The sequence below is a fragment of the Echinicola salinicaeni genome (assembly GCF_014280965.1).
Classification (GTDB): domain Bacteria; phylum Bacteroidota; class Bacteroidia; order Cytophagales; family Cyclobacteriaceae; genus Echinicola; species Echinicola salinicaeni.
The window spans coordinates 163,251-180,539 of sequence record NZ_JACODZ010000006.1 but is presented as its reverse complement, the minus strand read 5'-3'; the positions used below and the strand labels follow the sequence as shown (position 1 = coordinate 180,539).

Genomic DNA, 17,289 nt, shown 5'->3' with positions numbered 1-17,289 from the left:
CTTAATCTATCTTTTTGAAGATCATTACTGTTTCATCATTGCTTAAGGTAAGGATGCCTTCTTCAATTTGATATTCATATTCCTGATCATTGATTTTAGAAGTGAAAATTCCTTCTTGCTCCATTTTTGGGCAGGCCATCATGGTGGAAAGAGCTTTTCCAAATTGGATTTTTTGATCTCCCAAGCTGAAAGAACCATTTATCCTGTTGCATCCGCCAAATCCGTAAAAGCGATTTTCTATTAGGTTGAATTCCATATTTGGTGGCTTAGCACCTTCAAATAGATTTTCTCCATTGATACTTTCCAATGCCCATATGTCATTAAGCCTATAGTCACCCTGATAGTCTCCACAGCCCTTATAGTCTTGATAATCATTTTCGGATGATAGTTTGGTTTGTATTCTTACCTTATAACCAAACGCTTTATCGGCCATTGTATCTTGGCATTTACCTTTGATGATCGTAACATATAGGCTGCCTTTTTCTGTTTCTGCTCTATAGCTGATTCCGTTCACATCCTGAATTCGGATAGGCTCAGGAACAGGAGTAATAATTTCATAACCTGAGAGGGTATTGAATACCATACCTTTGTCAAAATCAATTTTCAGAGACCAGAAGGGCTCGTTGCCAGAGGCTTTGAAATCAATATCGTAATCAATGTTTTGAGCCATGGTTTCTTGATTGTCTTCAGTTTTTGAAGGAATATTCTTCTTGGAACAGGCTACCATGCCCCAAAGGCAGAAAAAACTTAAATAAAGTACCTTTTTCATAATGCTAATTTTGTCTTTTTTACCATACGCAAATCTCGGTCCAAACGCTACGGCAATTTTGTTATTGATCCTCTAAAGAATGTTAAATAAATGAATGACATCTTGGTTTGCTTCTGCTAATTTTGAACAAATCACATTACTATATGACTGAACTTCAGCAATACCTAAAATCCTATTTTGAGATCAGCACCAAAGATATGGACCTACTCGCTGATCAATTTAAACTTGAAAAACTTTCCAAAGATGATCATTTTTTGGTTAAGGGGCAGTATTCAGCCAAATTGAGTTTTATCAAGGAGGGGCATTTAAGGATATTTGATTATGTTGAAGGAAAGGAAGTTACCCAATGGATCTCTTCCCCTGGAGATTTTATAACAGATTTGGGAACCTTGACTTTTGGGAAGCCGGCTAGGCGTAATATTCAGGCCTTGAATGATTGTGAATTATTTACTTTAAGCGAAGGTAGGTACAAGAGATTAGGAGAAATTATTCCTGCATGGCAAGAATTGGAGAAATTATTTATTGCTAAATGTTTTATGACCCTTGAAGACAGGGTATTTGGTTTTTTATCTATGACTGCAGAAGAGAGGTTTCAGCAGTTGTTCCAATATAAAAGGGAACTGTTTAATGAGGTTCCTCTTCAATATTTGGCTTCTATGATGGGAATGAGCCCGGAAACTTTAAGCAGGATTCGAAAAAAGATGCATTCTTGATTTATATCAAGAACGGAATGGACGACTTTGATGAACTTTGGGTATATCAAAAATTTAGAAAATGAAAATTACGACCCAAATTCAGATCAATGCACCAGCACAAAAAGTTTGGGAAATATTAATGGGTTTTGAAACTTACCCACAATGGAATCCCTTCGTAAAAAGCCTTGAGGGCGATATCAGAGAAGGTGGGCGCATAGAGATCAAATTACCTGGCATGACATTTAAACCTATAATCCAAGTTATCAGGCCAAACAAGGAATTTAGATGGTTGGGGCACTTGTGGATAAAAGGCCTTTTTGATGGGGAGCATTGCTTTCAATTGGAGCAGCTAGCTGATGGGAAAACGAGATTTATCCACAGTGAATATTTTAGTGGAATATTAGTTCCCTTTTTCAGAAAACAGCTGCTTGCAAAAACCAAATTTGGCTTTGAGGCGATGAATAAATCCCTGAAAAACCGGGTAGAAACCACTGTCAATATGTAAATTTATTGGAAGTTTTATAGCAAAGAGAATCATGGATGTGGCTTTAGTCAATAAAGAATATTTATTGGAGAAATTTCCTGGAAAGGGAGGCTGGACTTATGCTGTCATTCCGGAAATCAAGCCTGCTAAACATCAGCATTTCGGATGGGTCACTATTAAGGGCTCAATCGATGGTTTTGAATTGAAGCATTATAAACTCATGCCGATGGGGAATGGGAAGCTATTTCTTCCTGTAAAGGCTGCCATCAGAAAGAAAATCAAAAAGGAAGCAGGGGATATAGTAAGGGTTATTTTGTATCTGGATGAATCACCGTTGGAAATTCCGAAAGAATTAATGGACTGTTTTGGGAATGAGCACAAGCGGGCCTTGGAAAATTTTAGGAAGCTTTCAGATGGGGAGCAGAAGCGATATTTGGACAGGATTTATGCTGCCAAGCAGGAGGACACAAAAGCTGATAGGATTGCTCAGCTGATGGAGGAAATGTTAAGGGCTTAATTTGATGTCCAAAGGATATTTTGAGTGATTCTTTCTGACTTGCCAATGATTTGCTTATATATACAAAACGTATAGCAATTAGTGAATTTTTTGACAATAGTCTTTTCTTTTATTTCTATATTTAATCTTTTTGGAAAATTAATTCACAATAACCTAAATGATTGCATGAAAAACCGTAAAATACTGCTGAGTGAAAGTGAAATCCCAGATAAGTGGTATAATATCGTTGCTGATATGCCCAATAAGCCACTACCACCTCTGCATCCTGTGACCAAAGAGCCGATCGGCCCAGAAGCATTGGCAGACTTATTTCCTGAAGAACTCATCAAGCAAGAAGTTACTACTGAAAAGTGGGTGGATATTCCAGACGAGGTAAGAAATATATACTCTATTTGGCGGCCAACGCCAATGTACAGGGCCTATGGATTGGAAAAGGCACTGGATACACCTGCGAAAATTTACTATAAATATGAAGGGGTAAGTCCTTCAGGTTCTCACAAACCTAATACTGCTGTTCCTCAAGCTTACTATAATAAGCAAGCAGGCGTCAAAAGAATAACTACTGAGACTGGTGCTGGACAGTGGGGAAGTGCCTTAAGTTTTGCTTGTAAACACTTTGATATAGACTGTGAAGTGTACATGGTGAGGTTATCCTATGACCATAAGCCTTATAGAAAGATCATGATGAACACATGGGGGGCAAAGGTTTTTCCTTCTCCTTCTGAGGCTACAGAAGTAGGTAGAAAGATTTTGGAAAAAGATCCTAACACTTCCGGCTCATTGGGGATTGCCATTTCTGAGGCCATTGAACGTGCAGCTACTGATCCTGAAACTAAATATGCCTTGGGGAGTGTGTTAAACCATGTGAAGCTGCATCAAACAATTATTGGTTTGGAGGCGGTCAAGCAAATGGAAAAAGCAGGAGATATGCCGGATATTGTGATTGCGCCTTTTGGCGGTGGATCCAATTTTGCCGGGTTGGCCTTCCCTTTTTTAAGATTGAATTTGGAAGAGGGGAAAGATATACGCTGTATTGCCAGTGAGCCTACTTCTTGTCCAAAATTGACCAAAGGGGTGTTCAGGTATGACTTTGGGGATAATGTAGGAATGACGCCACTTTTACCCATGTACACCTTGGGCCATAATTTTGTGCCAGCGCCTATCCATGCCGGTGGACTTAGATATCACGGCGCAGGGGTAATCGTAAGTCAATTGCTGAGAGATCAATTGATAGAAGCGAGTGCCCATGACAATATTGAAGTATTTGAAGCAGGTGTAACTTTTGCCCAAGCTGAAGGGATTATTCCGGCTCCAGAAGCAACCCATGGAATAGCAACAGCCATTAAGGAAGCTAAAAAATGTAAGGAAGAAGGTACCTCCAAAACGATTCTTTTCAATCTCTGTGGCCATGGGAATTTTGATATGAAAGCCTATGAAGATTATTTTGCCGGAAAGATCGTCAAGCACGAATTAAGTGATGAGGATATCCAAAAATCCTTAGCTGAATTAGATACCCCTATGATCTCATAATTGACCTTTTGGAGCCTTATAGTCAAGGCTCCAAATTTTTATTTCCATCGCCAAAACAAATAACAATGTCAAAATTGATCACCCAACTTAGTCTATTATTCATGCTAAGTATTGTCCTTAGTAACGCTGCATTTGGACAGAAACATCCCAATATTGTTTGGATTACCTCCGAAGACAATTCAAAACATTATTTATCCTTATATGATGAAAATGGGATCAATACCCCGAATATTGCAGCTCTTGCTGAAACTGGATTGATTTATGATCATGCATTTTCCAATGGTCCAGTGTGTAGTGTGGCCAGGTCTACCCTTATTTCTGGTTGCTATGCGCCAAGGTTAGGAGCAGAATATCACCGAAAATTGCAAAAAGTACCTTTACCTAAAGGATTAAAAATGTTTCCCACCTACCTAAGAGAGGCGGGTTATTATACCACCAATAACGCTAAAGAAGATTATAACTTCATCAAAAATGAAGGAGTTTGGGATGATTCTTCGAAAAAAGCCAGTTATAAAAACCGGCAAAACGGACAGCCTTTTTTCCATGTGTATAATATTGCTTCTACTCATGAGGGGAGTTTACACTTTGGTGAAAAGGTGATGCAAAATGAGCCATTGAATGAATTGCCAAATTCCAAAGAACTGGATCCCCATCATCCTAGGACCAAATTGTTTGAATATACCAGAGCACGGTACCTTTCCAGAATTCAAGGAATGGACCAAAAGGTGGGTGAGTTGGTTGCTGAACTTGAGAAAGAGGGATTGCTCAATGATACCTTTATTTTTTACTATGGAGACCACGGTGGCGTTATGCCTGGTAGCAAGGGTTATCTATATGAGACTGGCCTGCATGTTCCCTTAGTTATCCACATTCCAGAAAACTTTAAGGATATGGTAACTTATCCACAAGGAAGTCGAGTGAAGGAGTTTGTGAGTTTTGTTGATTTCGGACCAACTGTATTACAGCTTGCAGGAGTTGATATCCCTAAGGAAATGGATGGTAGGCCATTTTTAGGATTGAAAAAGGCTTATAAAAAAGTCAAAGCCTACGGTTATGCTGATCGATTCGATGAAAAATATGATTTGGTGAGGTCTCTAAGGAAAGGTAAGTATAAGTATATCAGAAATTACCAGCCATTCAATTTTGATGGACTGATGAATAACTACCGATATAAGCAAATGGCCTATAAAGAATGGTGGGAGCTATATAAAAAGGGAGAATTAAATGAGACGCAAGCGGCCTTCTTTGAAGGAAAGCCTGTTGAAGCACTTTATGATTTGGAGAGTGACCCTTATGAAACCCATAACTTGGCCAATGACCCAATGTACAAAGAGGCTTTATTGGACCTTAGAAAGGATTTGCAAAAATGGATAAAAGGAATGCCAGATTTATCTTTCTATCCAGAGTTTTACTTGATCAAGAATGCCTTTGATAACCCAGTTGAATTTGGAAAGGAACATCAGTCCGATATCCAGGCCTATGTGGATATAGCTGATTTAAGTTTGGAGAAATTCGAAAATGTGGATAAGTCAATCAAAAAGGCATTGTCCGACAATGATCCTTGGAAAAGATATTGGGGGATTATTGTGGCCAGTAGCTTTGGAGAAGAAGCTCTTGGCTTGAGAGATACCATTGAAAATATGGCCTCCAATGATCCAGAAATGATCGTGAGGGTGCGGGCATTGGAATTCTTGGGACTAAATGGCTTTGCCAATCCTGTTGAGGAAATGACCAAGGCTTTATACCAATCAAAGGATGGTACCGAGGCACTATTGATCATGAATTCCATTGTTTTGATGGAGGATGGAAAAGGCCAATATGAATTTGATATTGACCCCAAAAGGATTTCTGATGAAGTAAAAAAGAATGAGGAAGCCAAAAGAAGGTTATTGTACTTGACCTCAGGTTCCTAAAAAGTCTTAACTTCACTTTATGTTTGATTTTAGACTTCAAGTGTTTCATACGGTGGCCAAGCGGCTTAATTTCACCAAGGCTGCGGAAGAATTGTATATTACCCAGCCAGCAGTGACGAAACATATCCGCCAGATTGAGGCACATTATAAAGTTAAGCTTTTTGATCGGCAGGGCAGTAAGATTTCACTTACTCCTGCCGGCCATTCCCTGTTTGAGTATGCAGAACAGATTTTTGCGATATACCGAAATTTAGAGTTTGAGATGAACAATTTTGCCCAGTCCCATCGGGGATTGTTGAGGATCGGGGCAAGTACTACAGTAGCACAGTATCTGCTTCCGCCAATTTTGGCTTCTTTTCATGATAAGTTTAAGGATATCAGGCTCAGTTTGACGACTGGTAATACCGAACAAATAGAGCGGCTGCTGCAAAATCAGGAAATTGATCTGGGTGTGATAGAGGGACATTCAAAACAGACCTTGTTCAAGTACACCGAATTTATCAAAGACGAACTTTTGTTGATAGCCAGAACTGGCCATCCAAAAGCTAAGAAGGGAATCATTTCAAAAGAAGAATTACTGGAGACATCTTTATTATTAAGAGAGCCTGGCTCAGGAACGCTTGAGGTAATTGCCCATGCGCTCAAGCCACTGGGGATAAAGCTTGGCCAACTCAAGAAAGAAATGCAATTAGGAAGCACGGAAAGTATCAAGCGTTATTTGATGAACTCCAATGCCATGGCTTTTTTATCAGTATTCACGGTGTTAAAGGAGCTTGAGAATAAGGAATTCTCGGTGATAGAAATGGATGAACTGAATATAGAACGTCATTTCTTTTTTATCCAGCCCCATGGACAAGGGGATTCCCTGTCAGATTTGTTTATGAAATTTGCCCTTCATTATAACCTCAGGTAATCAGTCATTGCTAAAAACAATTTCCATAAGTGACTGAATTGCTTCAACTTTGTTTCATCCCAATTATAGGTAATGAGGATGGAAAGAAGCAATCATATCGGCACTAAAATTATCGGATTCCAAAGATTTTTGGACCGGGCAATTAGCTTAAGGCAATTGCTGTTTGTTTTGGCTGGGATGATCTGTTTGTTTCCTTTTATATCGGCATCTTATGCTTTATTGTTGGGTTTGGTATTTTCCTTTTTTATCGGCAACCCGATTGGAGAAAGTGGGCAAAAGGTGACCGACTATCTATTGCAGCTGGCAGTGGTGGGGCTTGGTTTTAGCATAGAAGCACCAGAAGCCATCGCTACGGGAAAGCAAGCGTTTCCATTGATTTTTGCAGCAATCTTAAGTACGCTGGTTCTTGGGTTAATAATAGGAAAAGTCTTTAAATCAGGTCAGACATTATCTTTTTTGATTGCTGTAGGCACGGCCATTTGTGGAGGAAGTGCCATTGCCACAGTGAGCCCTGTTATCAAGGCCAAGCAGAGTGAGGTGACCATTGCTTTGGGTGCTGTATTTGTTTTAAATTCTCTGGCCTTGTTTATATTTCCCTTAATAGGAGACTTCTTAGGACTAAGTCCTCAACAGTTTGGAATTTGGTGTGCCATTGCCATTCATGATACCAGTTCAGTAGTTGGCGCAGCGAGCCAGTTTGGTGATCAGGCTTTGTCCGTTGCTACTACATTGAAATTGGCCAGGGCAATGTGGATAATTCCTGTTGCGCTGATCGCTGCGGTTGTGTTTTCTAAGAAGACCAGTAAGGTAAAGATTCCTTATTTTATCGGGCTTTTTGTAGTTGCAGTACTGCTCAATAGTTATTTACCCGAGATTGGCATGATCAGGTCTTATATTGTTAGTTTTGCTCATGCATGCATGTGTCTGGCGATATTCCTGATAGGAAGCAGTTTGTCCAAAAAAGTACTTTTCAGCGGAGGGCCAAAAATATTATTGCAGGCAAGCTTGCTTTGGTTGCTCATAGGATCTGCTACTTTATGGGCGATTATACAATTTTATTAATAACCACAACTCCATATACAAAAAAAGGTGCTGAATTTGTTTTCAGCACCTTGATTTTAAGCAATTTGTTTAAGTTTATTTTTCAAATTCCGCCTTGGCCTTATCCAAGAATTCCACGAAATTTTGTGGATTGGTATCATAGGCTTTTGGTCTTATCAACAGGTTTTCTTCATTGTCCAATATTACATAATAAGGCTGTGCATTATTATTGAACCGTGTGATTTGAAAATCAGCATTTTGCTTACCGATGGTTTTCTTCACCTTATTGTCATATTCAGAAGTATACCATTCTGATTCAGGAAGCTCAGTTCTTTCATCGACATACAATGCCACCAAGACGAAATCATTTTTCAATCTACTGAGCACTTCCGGATTAGACCAAACCTTTGCTTCCATCTCCCTACAGTTAACACAGCCATGGCCGGTAAAATCTATGAAAAGTGGCTTGTTTTCTTTTTTGGCAACACGAAAGGCTTGTTCATAATCAAAATATCCTTGTAGTCCATGGGGCCAATGAAGTAAGTCGGCATATTTTGGTGCTTCGGTCATTTCACTTTCAGAAACAGCAGCCCCTTTATTTTCACGGATCAACTTTTCCAAATTAAAATCATGGGTAGCCATTGGGGGAAGATATCCGCTTAGTGACTTAAGTGGGGCACCAAATAGCCCTGGGATCAAATAGATTACAAATACAAAGGTGATGGTGGCTAGAAGCAATCTAGGTACACTTAGGTTCTCTAGAGGTGAGTCGTGTGGCAAGCGTATTTTACCCAGTAAATAAAGTCCAAGTAAGGCGAAGATTACGATCCAAATGGCTAAATAAATATCCCTGTCCAATAGTCCCCAATGATAAACTTGATCGGCTACACTTAGGAATTTGAAGGCAAGTGCAAGTTCCAAAAATCCCAATACTACTTTAACAGCGTTCAACCAACCTCCAGACTTAGGAAGGCCGTTCAGCCATTCTGGGAAGATAGCAAATAGGGTGAAAGGAACTGCGAAGGCCAATGAAAAGGCAAACATACCTAGGATTGGCTTTATGATTTCACCTCCCGCGGATTCTATAAGGATGGAACCTACAATCGGGCCAGTACAGGAAAAGGAAACCAACACCAAGGTGAAGGCCATAAAGAAAACTCCTGTCAAGCCTCCTTGATCTGCTTTGGCATCCATCTTATTGACCAAGCCACTTGGCAAAGTGATTTCAAAAAGGCCTAAGAAAGCCAACGCAAAGAAAATAAATACCAAGAAGAAGAAAATGTTTGGCAGCCAGTGAGTGGATAACCAATTGGCAAATTCAGGGCCTTGGATAGCAGCGACTAAGGTTCCTGCCAAGGTGTAAATCACAATAATACTGAGCCCATAGATAAATGCATTTTTTATTCCTTGTGATTTGTTTTTACTTCTTCCTGTGAAGAAGGTAACTGTCATGGGAATCATTGGGAAAACACAAGGGGTCAGGAGTGCGGCTAAACCACCTAGGAAAGCGGCAATTAGAAATGGCAGCAAGTCTGTGGCATCGCCTTGTTTGCCTTCTGGATCTCCAGAAAGGTCAGCGGCTTGCTCACTAACTTTGGTTACCTTTTCTGGACTCTCAGCTATTTCAGTTTTTGGGACTTCTTTATTTTGAGCTTTTTCTGACTCTTCAGAAGTTTGTTCTTTGAAGGTTGTGACAGGCTCTTGAGTTTGGGTGTTGCTAGTAGCTTGGGCGCTGAAGGTTTTGGAGAAGTCTTCTTCATAAGGCACACATTGCCCGGTGACATCAGAGCACATTTGGTAGCCTAATGTGGCATTCACTTTAACTTGTTCAGAAGTGATCTTGATTTTTTGTCTAAACTCGCCTTTGCCAGTAAAATAACTTACTTCTCCTTCCCAAATTTCGTCTATTTTCCTTTTTGGGTCGATAGCCTGAAGTTCGCCTACTTTTTCGAGACCTTTGGAACCTTCCAAGCTCAGCTCTGTGAGCATAGGGCCCAAGTCCGGATCGAAGTCATTGGAATAGATATACCAATTCTTTGGAATTTCTGCCCTAAAAATCAAGTCAATTTCTTCGCCAACTTCTGCTGATTGATCAGATAGGGAAATTTCCCATTTTGGTGGTTGGATGATCTGTGAAAAGGCACTTACACTTAGTAAGCATAAAATGAATGCAATTCGGAATGATTTTTTTAATGTGCTCATGCGTCATTAATCAATGGATTGATTACTAAAGGCAAACCTGTGTTAATAAGTTCCTAAAAACTAAAACCACAAGGTTTTACTGCAAGGTTAATTTCTAATTCTTTCTGGAATCTCGAAATTAAACCAACGCAATATAATCCTTGTGGTTTCGAAGACTTTATAATTTTCCTTTATTTATTGGAAAGTTTTTTGAATTCTTTGAAATACTGAACAATGGTCTCAATTCCTAGCAAGTAATTGTTTACCCCATAATGTTCGTTTGGAGAGTGGATAGCGTCCGTATCCAAACCAAAGCCCAATAGAATAGGGTCAAGGCCCAATTCCTCTTGGAAAAGGGAAGTGATGGGTACTGAGCCACCCTCTCTGGTAGGAATGGCTTTTTTGCCAAATACAGTCTCTATGGCTGCTTCAGCTGCTTTATAGCCTGCTGATTGGGTAGGGACCACAGCAGGTTTCCCTCCATGGTGAGGCGTTACTTTCACTTTTACAGAATCTGGAGCCAAAGATTCGAAATGTTTTTGGAACAGTTCAGCAATTTCATGGTGGTTCTGATGAGGTACCAGTCTCATGGAAATTTTTGCATAGGCTTTTGAAGGCAGTACAGTTTTGGCACCTTCACCGATATATCCGCCCCAGATACCGTTTACGTCAAGGGTAGGTCTGATACCAGTACGTTCTAAGGTAGTAAATCCTGCTTCACCTTCGACTTCCTTAATGTCCAGCTTTTTCTTATAGTCATTAAGATCAAACGGAGCTTCATTCAATTTTTTTCTGTATTCATCAGAAAGCTGCTCTACTTTGTCATAAAAGCCTGGTATGGTAATCTTTTTATCTTCATCCTGAAGTTGTGCGATCATCCTGCAAAGCACATTGATAGGGTTGGCCACGGCACCGCCATATGTACCACTATGAAGGTCACGATTAGGTCCAGTAACTTCTACCTGCATATAGGCAAGACCTCTCAGTCCAACCGTCACGGAAGGAGTGTCCAAGGATATCATACTGGTATCAGAGATCAGGACGACATCAGCTTCCAATTTGGCTTTATTTTCTTTGATGAAATTTTCTAGATTATCAGATCCCACTTCTTCTTCGCCTTCGATCATGAACTTCACATTGCAGACCAATTCGTTTTCGGCCATCATGGTTTCAAAGGCTTTGACATGCATATAAAACTGTCCTTTGTCATCGGCAGAACCTCTAGCGAAGATGGCTCCCTCAGGGTGTAATTCAGTCTTTTTGATGACTGGTTCAAAAGGGGCTGAGTCCCATAGCTCATAAGGATCCGCAGGCTGTACATCGTAATGCCCATAGATCAATATGGTAGGGAGAGCTGGATCGATGATTTTCTCTCCATATACCACAGGATAGCCTGGGGTTTCACATATTTCTACTTTATCAGCGCCCGCGTTGATCAGGCTGTCCTTTACATAATCAGCTGCTTTAAAAACATCGGATTTGAATTTTGGATCAGCACTTACTGAAGGAATACGAAGTAAATCAAACAGTTCATTAAGGAATTTTTCCTGATGCTGCTGAATATATTCTTTAGCTGCCATATTTGGGATTTTTATATTAAATATGAGAAAGCTCAAAATTACACTATTAATAGAGGAATTCCAGCCAAGTACTCATTTTCCAATAAATAAGGAGTTTATATCAGCTCAAAATTTTATCTCAATATTTAAATTTAACGATTTTACCATGAGCCTTAGAAGTCATATCAGCGGGGATGGAAGCCGTGATTTCATTATAAAGTAGTTCTACCAGTCTTTTTTTGAGGAAGCTTCGATTGAGGATGATACTTACTTCTCTGATAGGATCTTCTCCAGCAAATGGGCGAAGTCTGGTTTTTTCCTCCTCACTGAGTTCGTATGTGGCCAATTCGGGTAGAAGGGTTACGCCTTTATAACGGTTGACCATATTTTTTAAGCCTTCCAATGATCCACTCTCGTAATGAAAGTTCATCCTTTGGAATTTACTTTGTTCACAAATATTGAGGACTTGATCACGAAAGCAATGCCCTTGTTGGAGTATCCAAAAATCATCACCCATGAGGTCTTCTACCTTTACCTCCCTATTGGCTAGTAATTGATGTTCTTTTGAGAGATAGGCGTAGAATTTTTCATAAAACATGGGCTTTTCTATGATGCCCTGTTCTTCCAAAGGAGTGACCACAATGCCTAAATCCAGTTCGTCATTGCGAAGTCTTTTGATAATTTCTTCGGTAATCAGTTCTTCTACTTGTAACTGGACATTGGGGTACTTCTCAATGAAATTACGGATAAAAAGATGCAGGAGATAGGGGGCTAAGGTAGGTATAATCCCCAGTTTGATTACCCCGCTGATATTTCCCTTTAGCTGAGAAATAAGTTCATAGATGCCCTTGCTTTCAGAGACAACCTTTTTGGCCTGTTCAATGAGTTGTAAGCCAATTTCTGTGGGGATCACTGGCATCTTTGAGCGATCAAAAATCACCACATCCAGTTCACTTTCCAGTTTGTGAATTTGGGCACTCAAGGTCGGTTGGGTAACAAAGCAGGCTTCTGCTGCATGTCCAAAATGGCGGTGTTTGTCTACAGCCAAGACGTACTCCAATTGCTGTATGGTCATATCATAAATGCTTTTTATAGCCTGTAAAAACTAGCTGCAAATATATTAATTTTTTCCTTTTATTTAGATTTGATTTAAATAAACGTTTTCGAATAATATTTTTGCAGAGAATTTTGACCTAAAAGTCTGATTAAAGGTCAATTTAGCGCCAATATTTAGTTTTAAGTGTATCTATACCAATTTTTCCTTTTAAATTTACTGAAATGGCTATTTAGTGGAAAAGCCCAATTTTTAGCCACAACCAAACTTTGAAGCATCAGTAAAGCATGAACTTACTCTCTCTTCACGACATTAGTAAAAAATACCCCCAATCCAAAGGAAACTCCCTTCAGCATATTGACCTAGAAGTAAAGGAAGGGGATATTATGGCCATTGTAGGAGAGAATGGTTCAGGGAAAACAACCTTATTAAAATTGATTGCTGGATTGGAACATCCTGATAGGGGAAGTATCACCTATGCAGGCCAGATTATAGTAAATGGGAAAATGGCCATACCGGCTAATCAGCGTGGAGTAGGGGTAATCTTTGAAGATTATTCATTGTTCCCTCAGATGACCCTTTTGGAAAATGTACGTTGTGCCCTTCATCAAAAGGAAAAGAATGCCCGGAATATTGCCAAGGATAGCTTGGCACTGGTGGGGTTGGAAGATAGTTTTGCATTATTTCCCCATCAACTTTCCTCAGGTCAAAGACAAAGGGCAGCATTGGCCAGGGCTTTGGCTTCCAAGCCAAAATTGTTGTTATTGGATGATCCATTTAGGAGTTTGGATACCCGGTTTAAAAATGAGATGAGTGAGGATCTGATTGATATTGTGAAGGGAAGTGGAGTAACGGCAATTTTGGCCAGTCACCATGCCAAGGATGCCCTTTCTGTGGCAGATACCATCGCTATTTTGCACAAGGGCAAGTTACAGCAAGTAGATAGTCCTGTGAATATCTATAAAAAGCCGGCCAACGCCTACGTTGCCAATTTCTTTGGTAAAAGGAATGAGATTCTGGCCACTCCAACTGAAGATGGCTTTTATTGTGGTTTTGGTTTTATTCCAGATGAGCAATCCAAGAACTTTACTGAGAAGGTAAAAATCCTCTTTAGGTCAGAAGATGCTAAAATCAAGAAAAATACGGAGCAGCCATTGAGTGGAGAGGTGGCGAGGACACTATATTATGGTGATCATCAAATTGTACGTCTGATAGATGATGAGGGTAAGCAGATCAGTATAAAAGCTGCTCCCAGAAGGAATTTTGAAAAAAATGACCGCTTATTTTTTACCATTGATAAATACGAACTGGAAGAAGCTTTCTGAAAAATGAGTGTTTTATCATATATTGGTTTGAATAGCTTGGGTTGAGTTTGTTAAATCGGTGATGGTCGAGTATTTTCAGCAAATAAAATTTCATTAACAATACCTAAAAACCATTATGTCTAGAAAAGATTCCTCACATTTTTCCAGAAGAAAATTCATGGGGGCTTCACTATTGAGTGCCGCAGGCCTTTCTGTTATTCCCCAGCTTAATTTTGCAAAGCCAGCATCAGATTTAAATAGATTGCCGGAGAGCAGTAAAGTTCGTTTGGGCTTTATTGGCATGGGTAGGCAATCCTATGGTATTTTAAAAGGGATGATCAATATTCCCCAAGTAGAGGTTATCGCAGGCTGTGATGTTTATGGCGTCAAAAGAGAACGTTTCCAACATGAGGTGGCAAAACATTACGGGAGGAACGCAGAAAGCATACCTGTGTATGAAAAGTATCAGGACCTTTTAAAGCGGGACGATATTGATGCAGTGGTTATCGCTACGCCAGATTTTTGGCATGCCATGATTGCCATAGATGCTTGTCATGCCAAGAAGGATATTTATCTTGAAAAACCACTGACTTTTACCATTAAGGAAGGTCAGGCTTTGGTGAAAGCCGTTCGTGATAATTCCATTGTATTGGCAGTAGGAAGTCAGCAGCGTTCAGAAACAAATTTTCAATATGCTGTGAGGATGGTCCAGAAAGGACATATTGGTAAGATCACCCATGTAAAAGCCAATGTTGGTCAGCCGGAATCTCCCAAGCCTTATGACTTGCCTGAAGAAAGTATTCCTTCAGACCTGAATTGGAAGTTATGGCTAGGGCCTATAAAGCCCGTGCATTATAATTCTGACTTAAACCCGCCGATTACCGTTAATCCTCCTCAAAATGAACAGGTGTGGGGAGCTTGGAGATGGTATGAAGAAACTGGTGGGGGATTGATGACCGATTGGGGTGCCCATATGTTTGATATTGCCCAGTGGGGAATCAGCATGGATAAGAATGGTCCGGTTGAGATCATTCCACAAAAAGAGGGACATCCATTGACATTTAAATATGCCAATGGCATTGTGATGACAGCAGAGCCTTTTGATGGAGATACACGAGGAGTGAAGTTTTTTGGTGAGAAAGGCTGGATTCAAGTCAGTAGGGGTGGATTTAAATCTTCAGACCCAAGTTTACAGGTGCCGGATCAAGAGCAGAATATTTCTGAAGGGCCTGCTCATTATGTGGATTTTATCCAAAGTGTAATTAGAAGAAAGGACCCTATTGCTAATGTAGAAATAGGTCATAGCACCTGTACAGTATGTTCTCTAGGGAATATTGCCAATAAACTGAGAAGAACGCTTCATTGGGATCCAAAGGAGCAGGATTTCCACTATGATGCCGAGGCTTCAAGTATGTTGCACTACGATTACGAAAATGGCTATAAGTTGAAGTCCTGATGGGATAGAAAAGAATATCTGATTATCCACTATGATGCCAGAAACCTGAAATCCTTTGATGAAGTGGTCGGAAGCCTGTCTAACTGCCAGGTAGAACAGAAGATTGAAGACCGAAGGCGGTGCTGTTTTAGTTTAAATAATCGTTTAGAAACTCTTTTATCTTAACTGGCACGATTGCGGATATTCATTAGAGAATAAAATCAAGGTGGTTTTTCCAAGGTAAAAGCTTAGGAAGATCACCTTTTTTATTTGCTTAAAAAGAAAAAGGACCAGCTTGGCCGGTCCTTAATATTAATTGATATATCCTTTTCTCTTTAGAATGGTCTCCACAAACTTTCTTTCGTTTTCAGTGTTGAAGATTTTGAAAGGAAGATGTATAAATTGAGCTTTGGACATCACCAGTACAAATGCGTCTTTGGTAATTTCCGCTTTTTTGATCATTGACCAGTTGATAGGCATCCCTTGTTTGGTGTTGATCTTCATCATAATTTGGCGACTGTCGATTTCGTAGGCGAGTTTTTCGAACATCACCTTGTTCTGCTCCATTTGACTTACCCCCGCAAATTGGATTACCCAGAATAGAATATAAAGCAAATAAGCCACTATGGCCATGCTAATCCACCACCAAGAAGGAATCCAGAAATATCCACAAGCAATAGCCACGGCGATCAATATGACCCACCATTGGGCTTTCAAGACATTTACTAAACCCATTTTTACATAGGTACCTGTTTCTAGCTTGTATTTTTTTGTTTTTACAATCATGGCATTAGTTTTTCGAACGGCAAATATCCGATGATATGAGGTATTTAACAAGTAGATTGGGAAATAGCAGGGATTTTTTTCATTTGGGGAGTAAAAAACAGCTGCTTTACCACCTGGTCAAGGCATTTTTAATATAATGAGGTTTTTGATCTTTCCCATTTTTAGGATAAAATATGCCCTGAAAGTATTTGTGTGCATAAAAATTATACTGTTCAAAAAAAATGATATGAATAGTAAAATCATGTGTATCAGTCTGTTGACTTATAGCGATATTTCTTGTAAATTATCCTAAAGAAATAATTATTATGAGCAGTCTGACCATAGATATGATTTTATGTGGAATAGCCTATGTGCTGCTTGTGTATTTTATTGTTACTATGTCACGTCCACCTTTCGGAAAAGGTAGAAATAGGGGAGATGATGGTGATGGGGGAGTTGAAGATACCTCTCCTCCAAAGATTGATTTGCCTCCAGGTGTGATTTGGCCTTCTGATGGTCCCAAGACCAAGAAGCCCGGTCCACCAATGGAAGTTTAGCTGCATTTGCTGCAGGTGCCATGCACCAACAGACTTTTTTCCTTTACGATAAAGCCTTCTGGAAGAGCTATAGATGGTAGTGCAATTTCTGCAATACACTGAGTCTCACCACAGACATCGCATTTGAAATGTACATGTTCGTGATCATGATGACTTTCGGAAGAGTCATGATGACATAGGGCATATTTGGTTACACCAGTATCATCCAATACTTTATGGATGATATCGCTTTCCAGAAATGTCTTAAGGGTACGGTATATGGTTACCCTGTCAAAGTTCTCTTTCAATGCTTCTTCAAGGTCCGAATGGGAAAGAGCTATATCCTTTTTCAAAAAAGTCTTGAGCACATCCCTTCTACAGCTGGTGACGCGGAGTTGATTATCTTTAAGTATTTCAGCAGATTTTGAAGACATATCTATTAATTAGGTTTTTCTGGATTCCCAGCTAAAATTACAAGAAATTAATGAATTTAGCTTCATAATAGCTTATTAGGAGAGGCCCAATGCCTCTCAGTATCTTGAAAACGAAAAAAAGGGAACATATCGTTCCCCTTTATGATTTACATTTCGCTT

16 protein-coding genes are annotated in these 17,289 nt (G+C 39.7%); 10 read left to right on the top strand and 6 right to left on the bottom strand.

Annotated features, from left to right (window positions below; all coding sequences use genetic code 11):
- Position 1: 1 nt before the first annotated feature.
- Entirely contained in the window at positions 2-769 is a 768-nt protein-coding gene (locus H7U17_RS12880; protein WP_186757149.1) for an META domain-containing protein, read from the bottom strand.
- Positions 770-912: 143 nt separating this feature from the next.
- On the opposite strand from H7U17_RS12880, the gene H7U17_RS12875 reads away from it, so the two are divergent.
- The 7 genes from H7U17_RS12875 to H7U17_RS12845 all read left to right on the top strand — a co-directional run bounded on the left by H7U17_RS12875 (position 913) and on the right by H7U17_RS12845 (position 7,883).
- Positions 913-1,482: a Crp/Fnr family transcriptional regulator gene (locus tag H7U17_RS12875; protein ID WP_186757148.1), complete on the top strand. Its 570-nt coding sequence runs from the start codon at positions 913-915 to the stop codon at positions 1,480-1,482.
- 61 nt (positions 1,483-1,543) lie between these two features.
- Positions 1,544-1,969, top strand: a complete 426-nt coding sequence (locus tag H7U17_RS12870) for an SRPBCC domain-containing protein (protein ID WP_186757147.1) — start codon at positions 1,544-1,546, stop codon at positions 1,967-1,969.
- A gap of 31 nt (positions 1,970-2,000) precedes the next feature.
- Positions 2,001-2,465, top strand: coding sequence for a YdeI/OmpD-associated family protein (locus H7U17_RS12865; protein ID WP_186757146.1), 465 nt, complete (start codon positions 2,001-2,003; stop codon positions 2,463-2,465).
- 165 nt (positions 2,466-2,630) lie between these two features.
- Positions 2,631-3,995 carry a TrpB-like pyridoxal phosphate-dependent enzyme gene (locus H7U17_RS12860; RefSeq protein WP_186757145.1) on the top strand — a complete coding sequence of 455 codons (1,365 nt, stop codon included), beginning with the start codon at positions 2,631-2,633 and terminating at the stop codon, positions 3,993-3,995.
- 65 nt (positions 3,996-4,060) lie between these two features.
- Complete coding sequence (locus tag H7U17_RS12855) at positions 4,061-5,908, top strand: sulfatase family protein (RefSeq protein WP_186757144.1); 1,848 nt, start codon at positions 4,061-4,063, stop codon at positions 5,906-5,908.
- A gap of 19 nt (positions 5,909-5,927) precedes the next feature.
- Positions 5,928-6,821, top strand: coding sequence for a LysR family transcriptional regulator (locus H7U17_RS12850; RefSeq protein ID WP_186757143.1), 894 nt, complete (start codon positions 5,928-5,930; stop codon positions 6,819-6,821).
- Between the two features lie 78 nt (positions 6,822-6,899).
- On the top strand, positions 6,900-7,883 hold the full coding sequence (locus H7U17_RS12845; protein WP_230981403.1) for a YeiH family protein: 984 nt from the start codon (positions 6,900-6,902) through the stop codon (positions 7,881-7,883).
- Positions 7,884-7,958: 75 nt separating this feature from the next.
- Here the strand turns inward: H7U17_RS12845 and H7U17_RS12840 are convergent, their stop codons facing one another.
- The 3 genes from H7U17_RS12840 to H7U17_RS12830 form a co-directional block, all read right to left on the bottom strand.
- Positions 7,959-10,064: a protein-disulfide reductase DsbD family protein gene (locus H7U17_RS12840; RefSeq protein WP_186757141.1), complete on the bottom strand. Its 2,106-nt coding sequence runs from the start codon at positions 10,062-10,064 to the stop codon at positions 7,959-7,961.
- 170 nt (positions 10,065-10,234) lie between these two features.
- A complete protein-coding gene (locus H7U17_RS12835) occupies positions 10,235-11,623 on the bottom strand; it encodes a dipeptidase (RefSeq protein WP_186757140.1) in 1,389 nt (462 codons plus the stop codon).
- A gap of 118 nt (positions 11,624-11,741) precedes the next feature.
- Positions 11,742-12,677: a hydrogen peroxide-inducible genes activator gene (locus H7U17_RS12830; RefSeq protein WP_186757139.1), complete on the bottom strand. Its 936-nt coding sequence runs from the start codon at positions 12,675-12,677 to the stop codon at positions 11,742-11,744.
- 266 nt (positions 12,678-12,943) lie between these two features.
- Here H7U17_RS12830 and H7U17_RS12825 point away from each other — a divergent pair, with 266 nt between their 5' ends.
- Together H7U17_RS12825 and H7U17_RS12820 are read left to right on the top strand one after the other, a co-directional pair.
- Positions 12,944-13,981 (top strand): ABC transporter ATP-binding protein, encoded by a 1,038-nt coding sequence (locus H7U17_RS12825; protein WP_186757138.1) that lies wholly within the window; start codon positions 12,944-12,946, stop codon positions 13,979-13,981.
- 115 nt (positions 13,982-14,096) lie between these two features.
- A complete protein-coding gene (locus H7U17_RS12820; RefSeq protein WP_186757137.1) occupies positions 14,097-15,416 on the top strand; it encodes a Gfo/Idh/MocA family protein in 1,320 nt (439 codons plus the stop codon).
- A gap of 291 nt (positions 15,417-15,707) precedes the next feature.
- Here the strand turns inward: H7U17_RS12820 and H7U17_RS12815 are convergent, their stop codons facing one another.
- Positions 15,708-16,181, bottom strand: coding sequence for a YcxB family protein (locus H7U17_RS12815; protein ID WP_186757136.1), 474 nt, complete (start codon positions 16,179-16,181; stop codon positions 15,708-15,710).
- Positions 16,182-16,486: 305 nt separating this feature from the next.
- Between H7U17_RS12815 and H7U17_RS12810 the strand changes: the two genes are divergently transcribed.
- Positions 16,487-16,717 carry a hypothetical protein gene (locus H7U17_RS12810; RefSeq protein WP_186757135.1) on the top strand — a complete coding sequence of 77 codons (231 nt, stop codon included), beginning with the start codon at positions 16,487-16,489 and terminating at the stop codon, positions 16,715-16,717.
- On the opposite strand, the gene H7U17_RS12805 is transcribed toward H7U17_RS12810, so the two are convergent.
- On the bottom strand, positions 16,714-17,130 hold the full coding sequence (locus tag H7U17_RS12805) for a Fur family transcriptional regulator (RefSeq protein ID WP_186757134.1): 417 nt from the start codon (positions 17,128-17,130) through the stop codon (positions 16,714-16,716). The two genes, H7U17_RS12810 and H7U17_RS12805, sit on opposite strands and share 4 nt — an antisense overlap.
- Positions 17,131-17,289 lie beyond the last annotated feature (159 nt).

Excerpts from the sequence above, each read along its gene's own strand:
- H7U17_RS12880 (WP_186757149.1), bottom strand. The coding sequence starts at position 769 with ATGAAAAAGGTACTTTATTTAAGTTTTTTCTGCCTTTGGGGCATGGTA.
- H7U17_RS12875 (WP_186757148.1), top strand. The coding sequence starts at position 913 with ATGACTGAACTTCAGCAATACCTAAAATCCTATTTTGAGATCAGCACC.
- H7U17_RS12870 (WP_186757147.1), top strand. The coding sequence starts at position 1,544 with ATGAAAATTACGACCCAAATTCAGATCAATGCACCAGCACAAAAAGTT.
- H7U17_RS12865 (WP_186757146.1), top strand. The coding sequence starts at position 2,001 with ATGGATGTGGCTTTAGTCAATAAAGAATATTTATTGGAGAAATTTCCT.
- H7U17_RS12860 (WP_186757145.1), top strand. The coding sequence starts at position 2,631 with ATGAAAAACCGTAAAATACTGCTGAGTGAAAGTGAAATCCCAGATAAG.
- H7U17_RS12855 (WP_186757144.1), top strand. The coding sequence starts at position 4,061 with ATGTCAAAATTGATCACCCAACTTAGTCTATTATTCATGCTAAGTATT.
- H7U17_RS12850 (WP_186757143.1), top strand. The coding sequence starts at position 5,928 with ATGTTTGATTTTAGACTTCAAGTGTTTCATACGGTGGCCAAGCGGCTT.
- H7U17_RS12845 (WP_230981403.1), top strand. The coding sequence starts at position 6,900 with ATGGAAAGAAGCAATCATATCGGCACTAAAATTATCGGATTCCAAAGA.
- H7U17_RS12840 (WP_186757141.1), bottom strand. The coding sequence starts at position 10,064 with ATGAGCACATTAAAAAAATCATTCCGAATTGCATTCATTTTATGCTTA.
- H7U17_RS12835 (WP_186757140.1), bottom strand. The coding sequence starts at position 11,623 with ATGGCAGCTAAAGAATATATTCAGCAGCATCAGGAAAAATTCCTTAAT.
- H7U17_RS12830 (WP_186757139.1), bottom strand. The coding sequence starts at position 12,677 with ATGACCATACAGCAATTGGAGTACGTCTTGGCTGTAGACAAACACCGC.
- H7U17_RS12825 (WP_186757138.1), top strand. The coding sequence starts at position 12,944 with ATGAACTTACTCTCTCTTCACGACATTAGTAAAAAATACCCCCAATCC.
- H7U17_RS12820 (WP_186757137.1), top strand. The coding sequence starts at position 14,097 with ATGTCTAGAAAAGATTCCTCACATTTTTCCAGAAGAAAATTCATGGGG.
- H7U17_RS12815 (WP_186757136.1), bottom strand. The coding sequence starts at position 16,181 with ATGATTGTAAAAACAAAAAAATACAAGCTAGAAACAGGTACCTATGTA.
- H7U17_RS12810 (WP_186757135.1), top strand. The coding sequence starts at position 16,487 with ATGAGCAGTCTGACCATAGATATGATTTTATGTGGAATAGCCTATGTG.
- H7U17_RS12805 (WP_186757134.1), bottom strand. The coding sequence starts at position 17,130 with ATGTCTTCAAAATCTGCTGAAATACTTAAAGATAATCAACTCCGCGTC.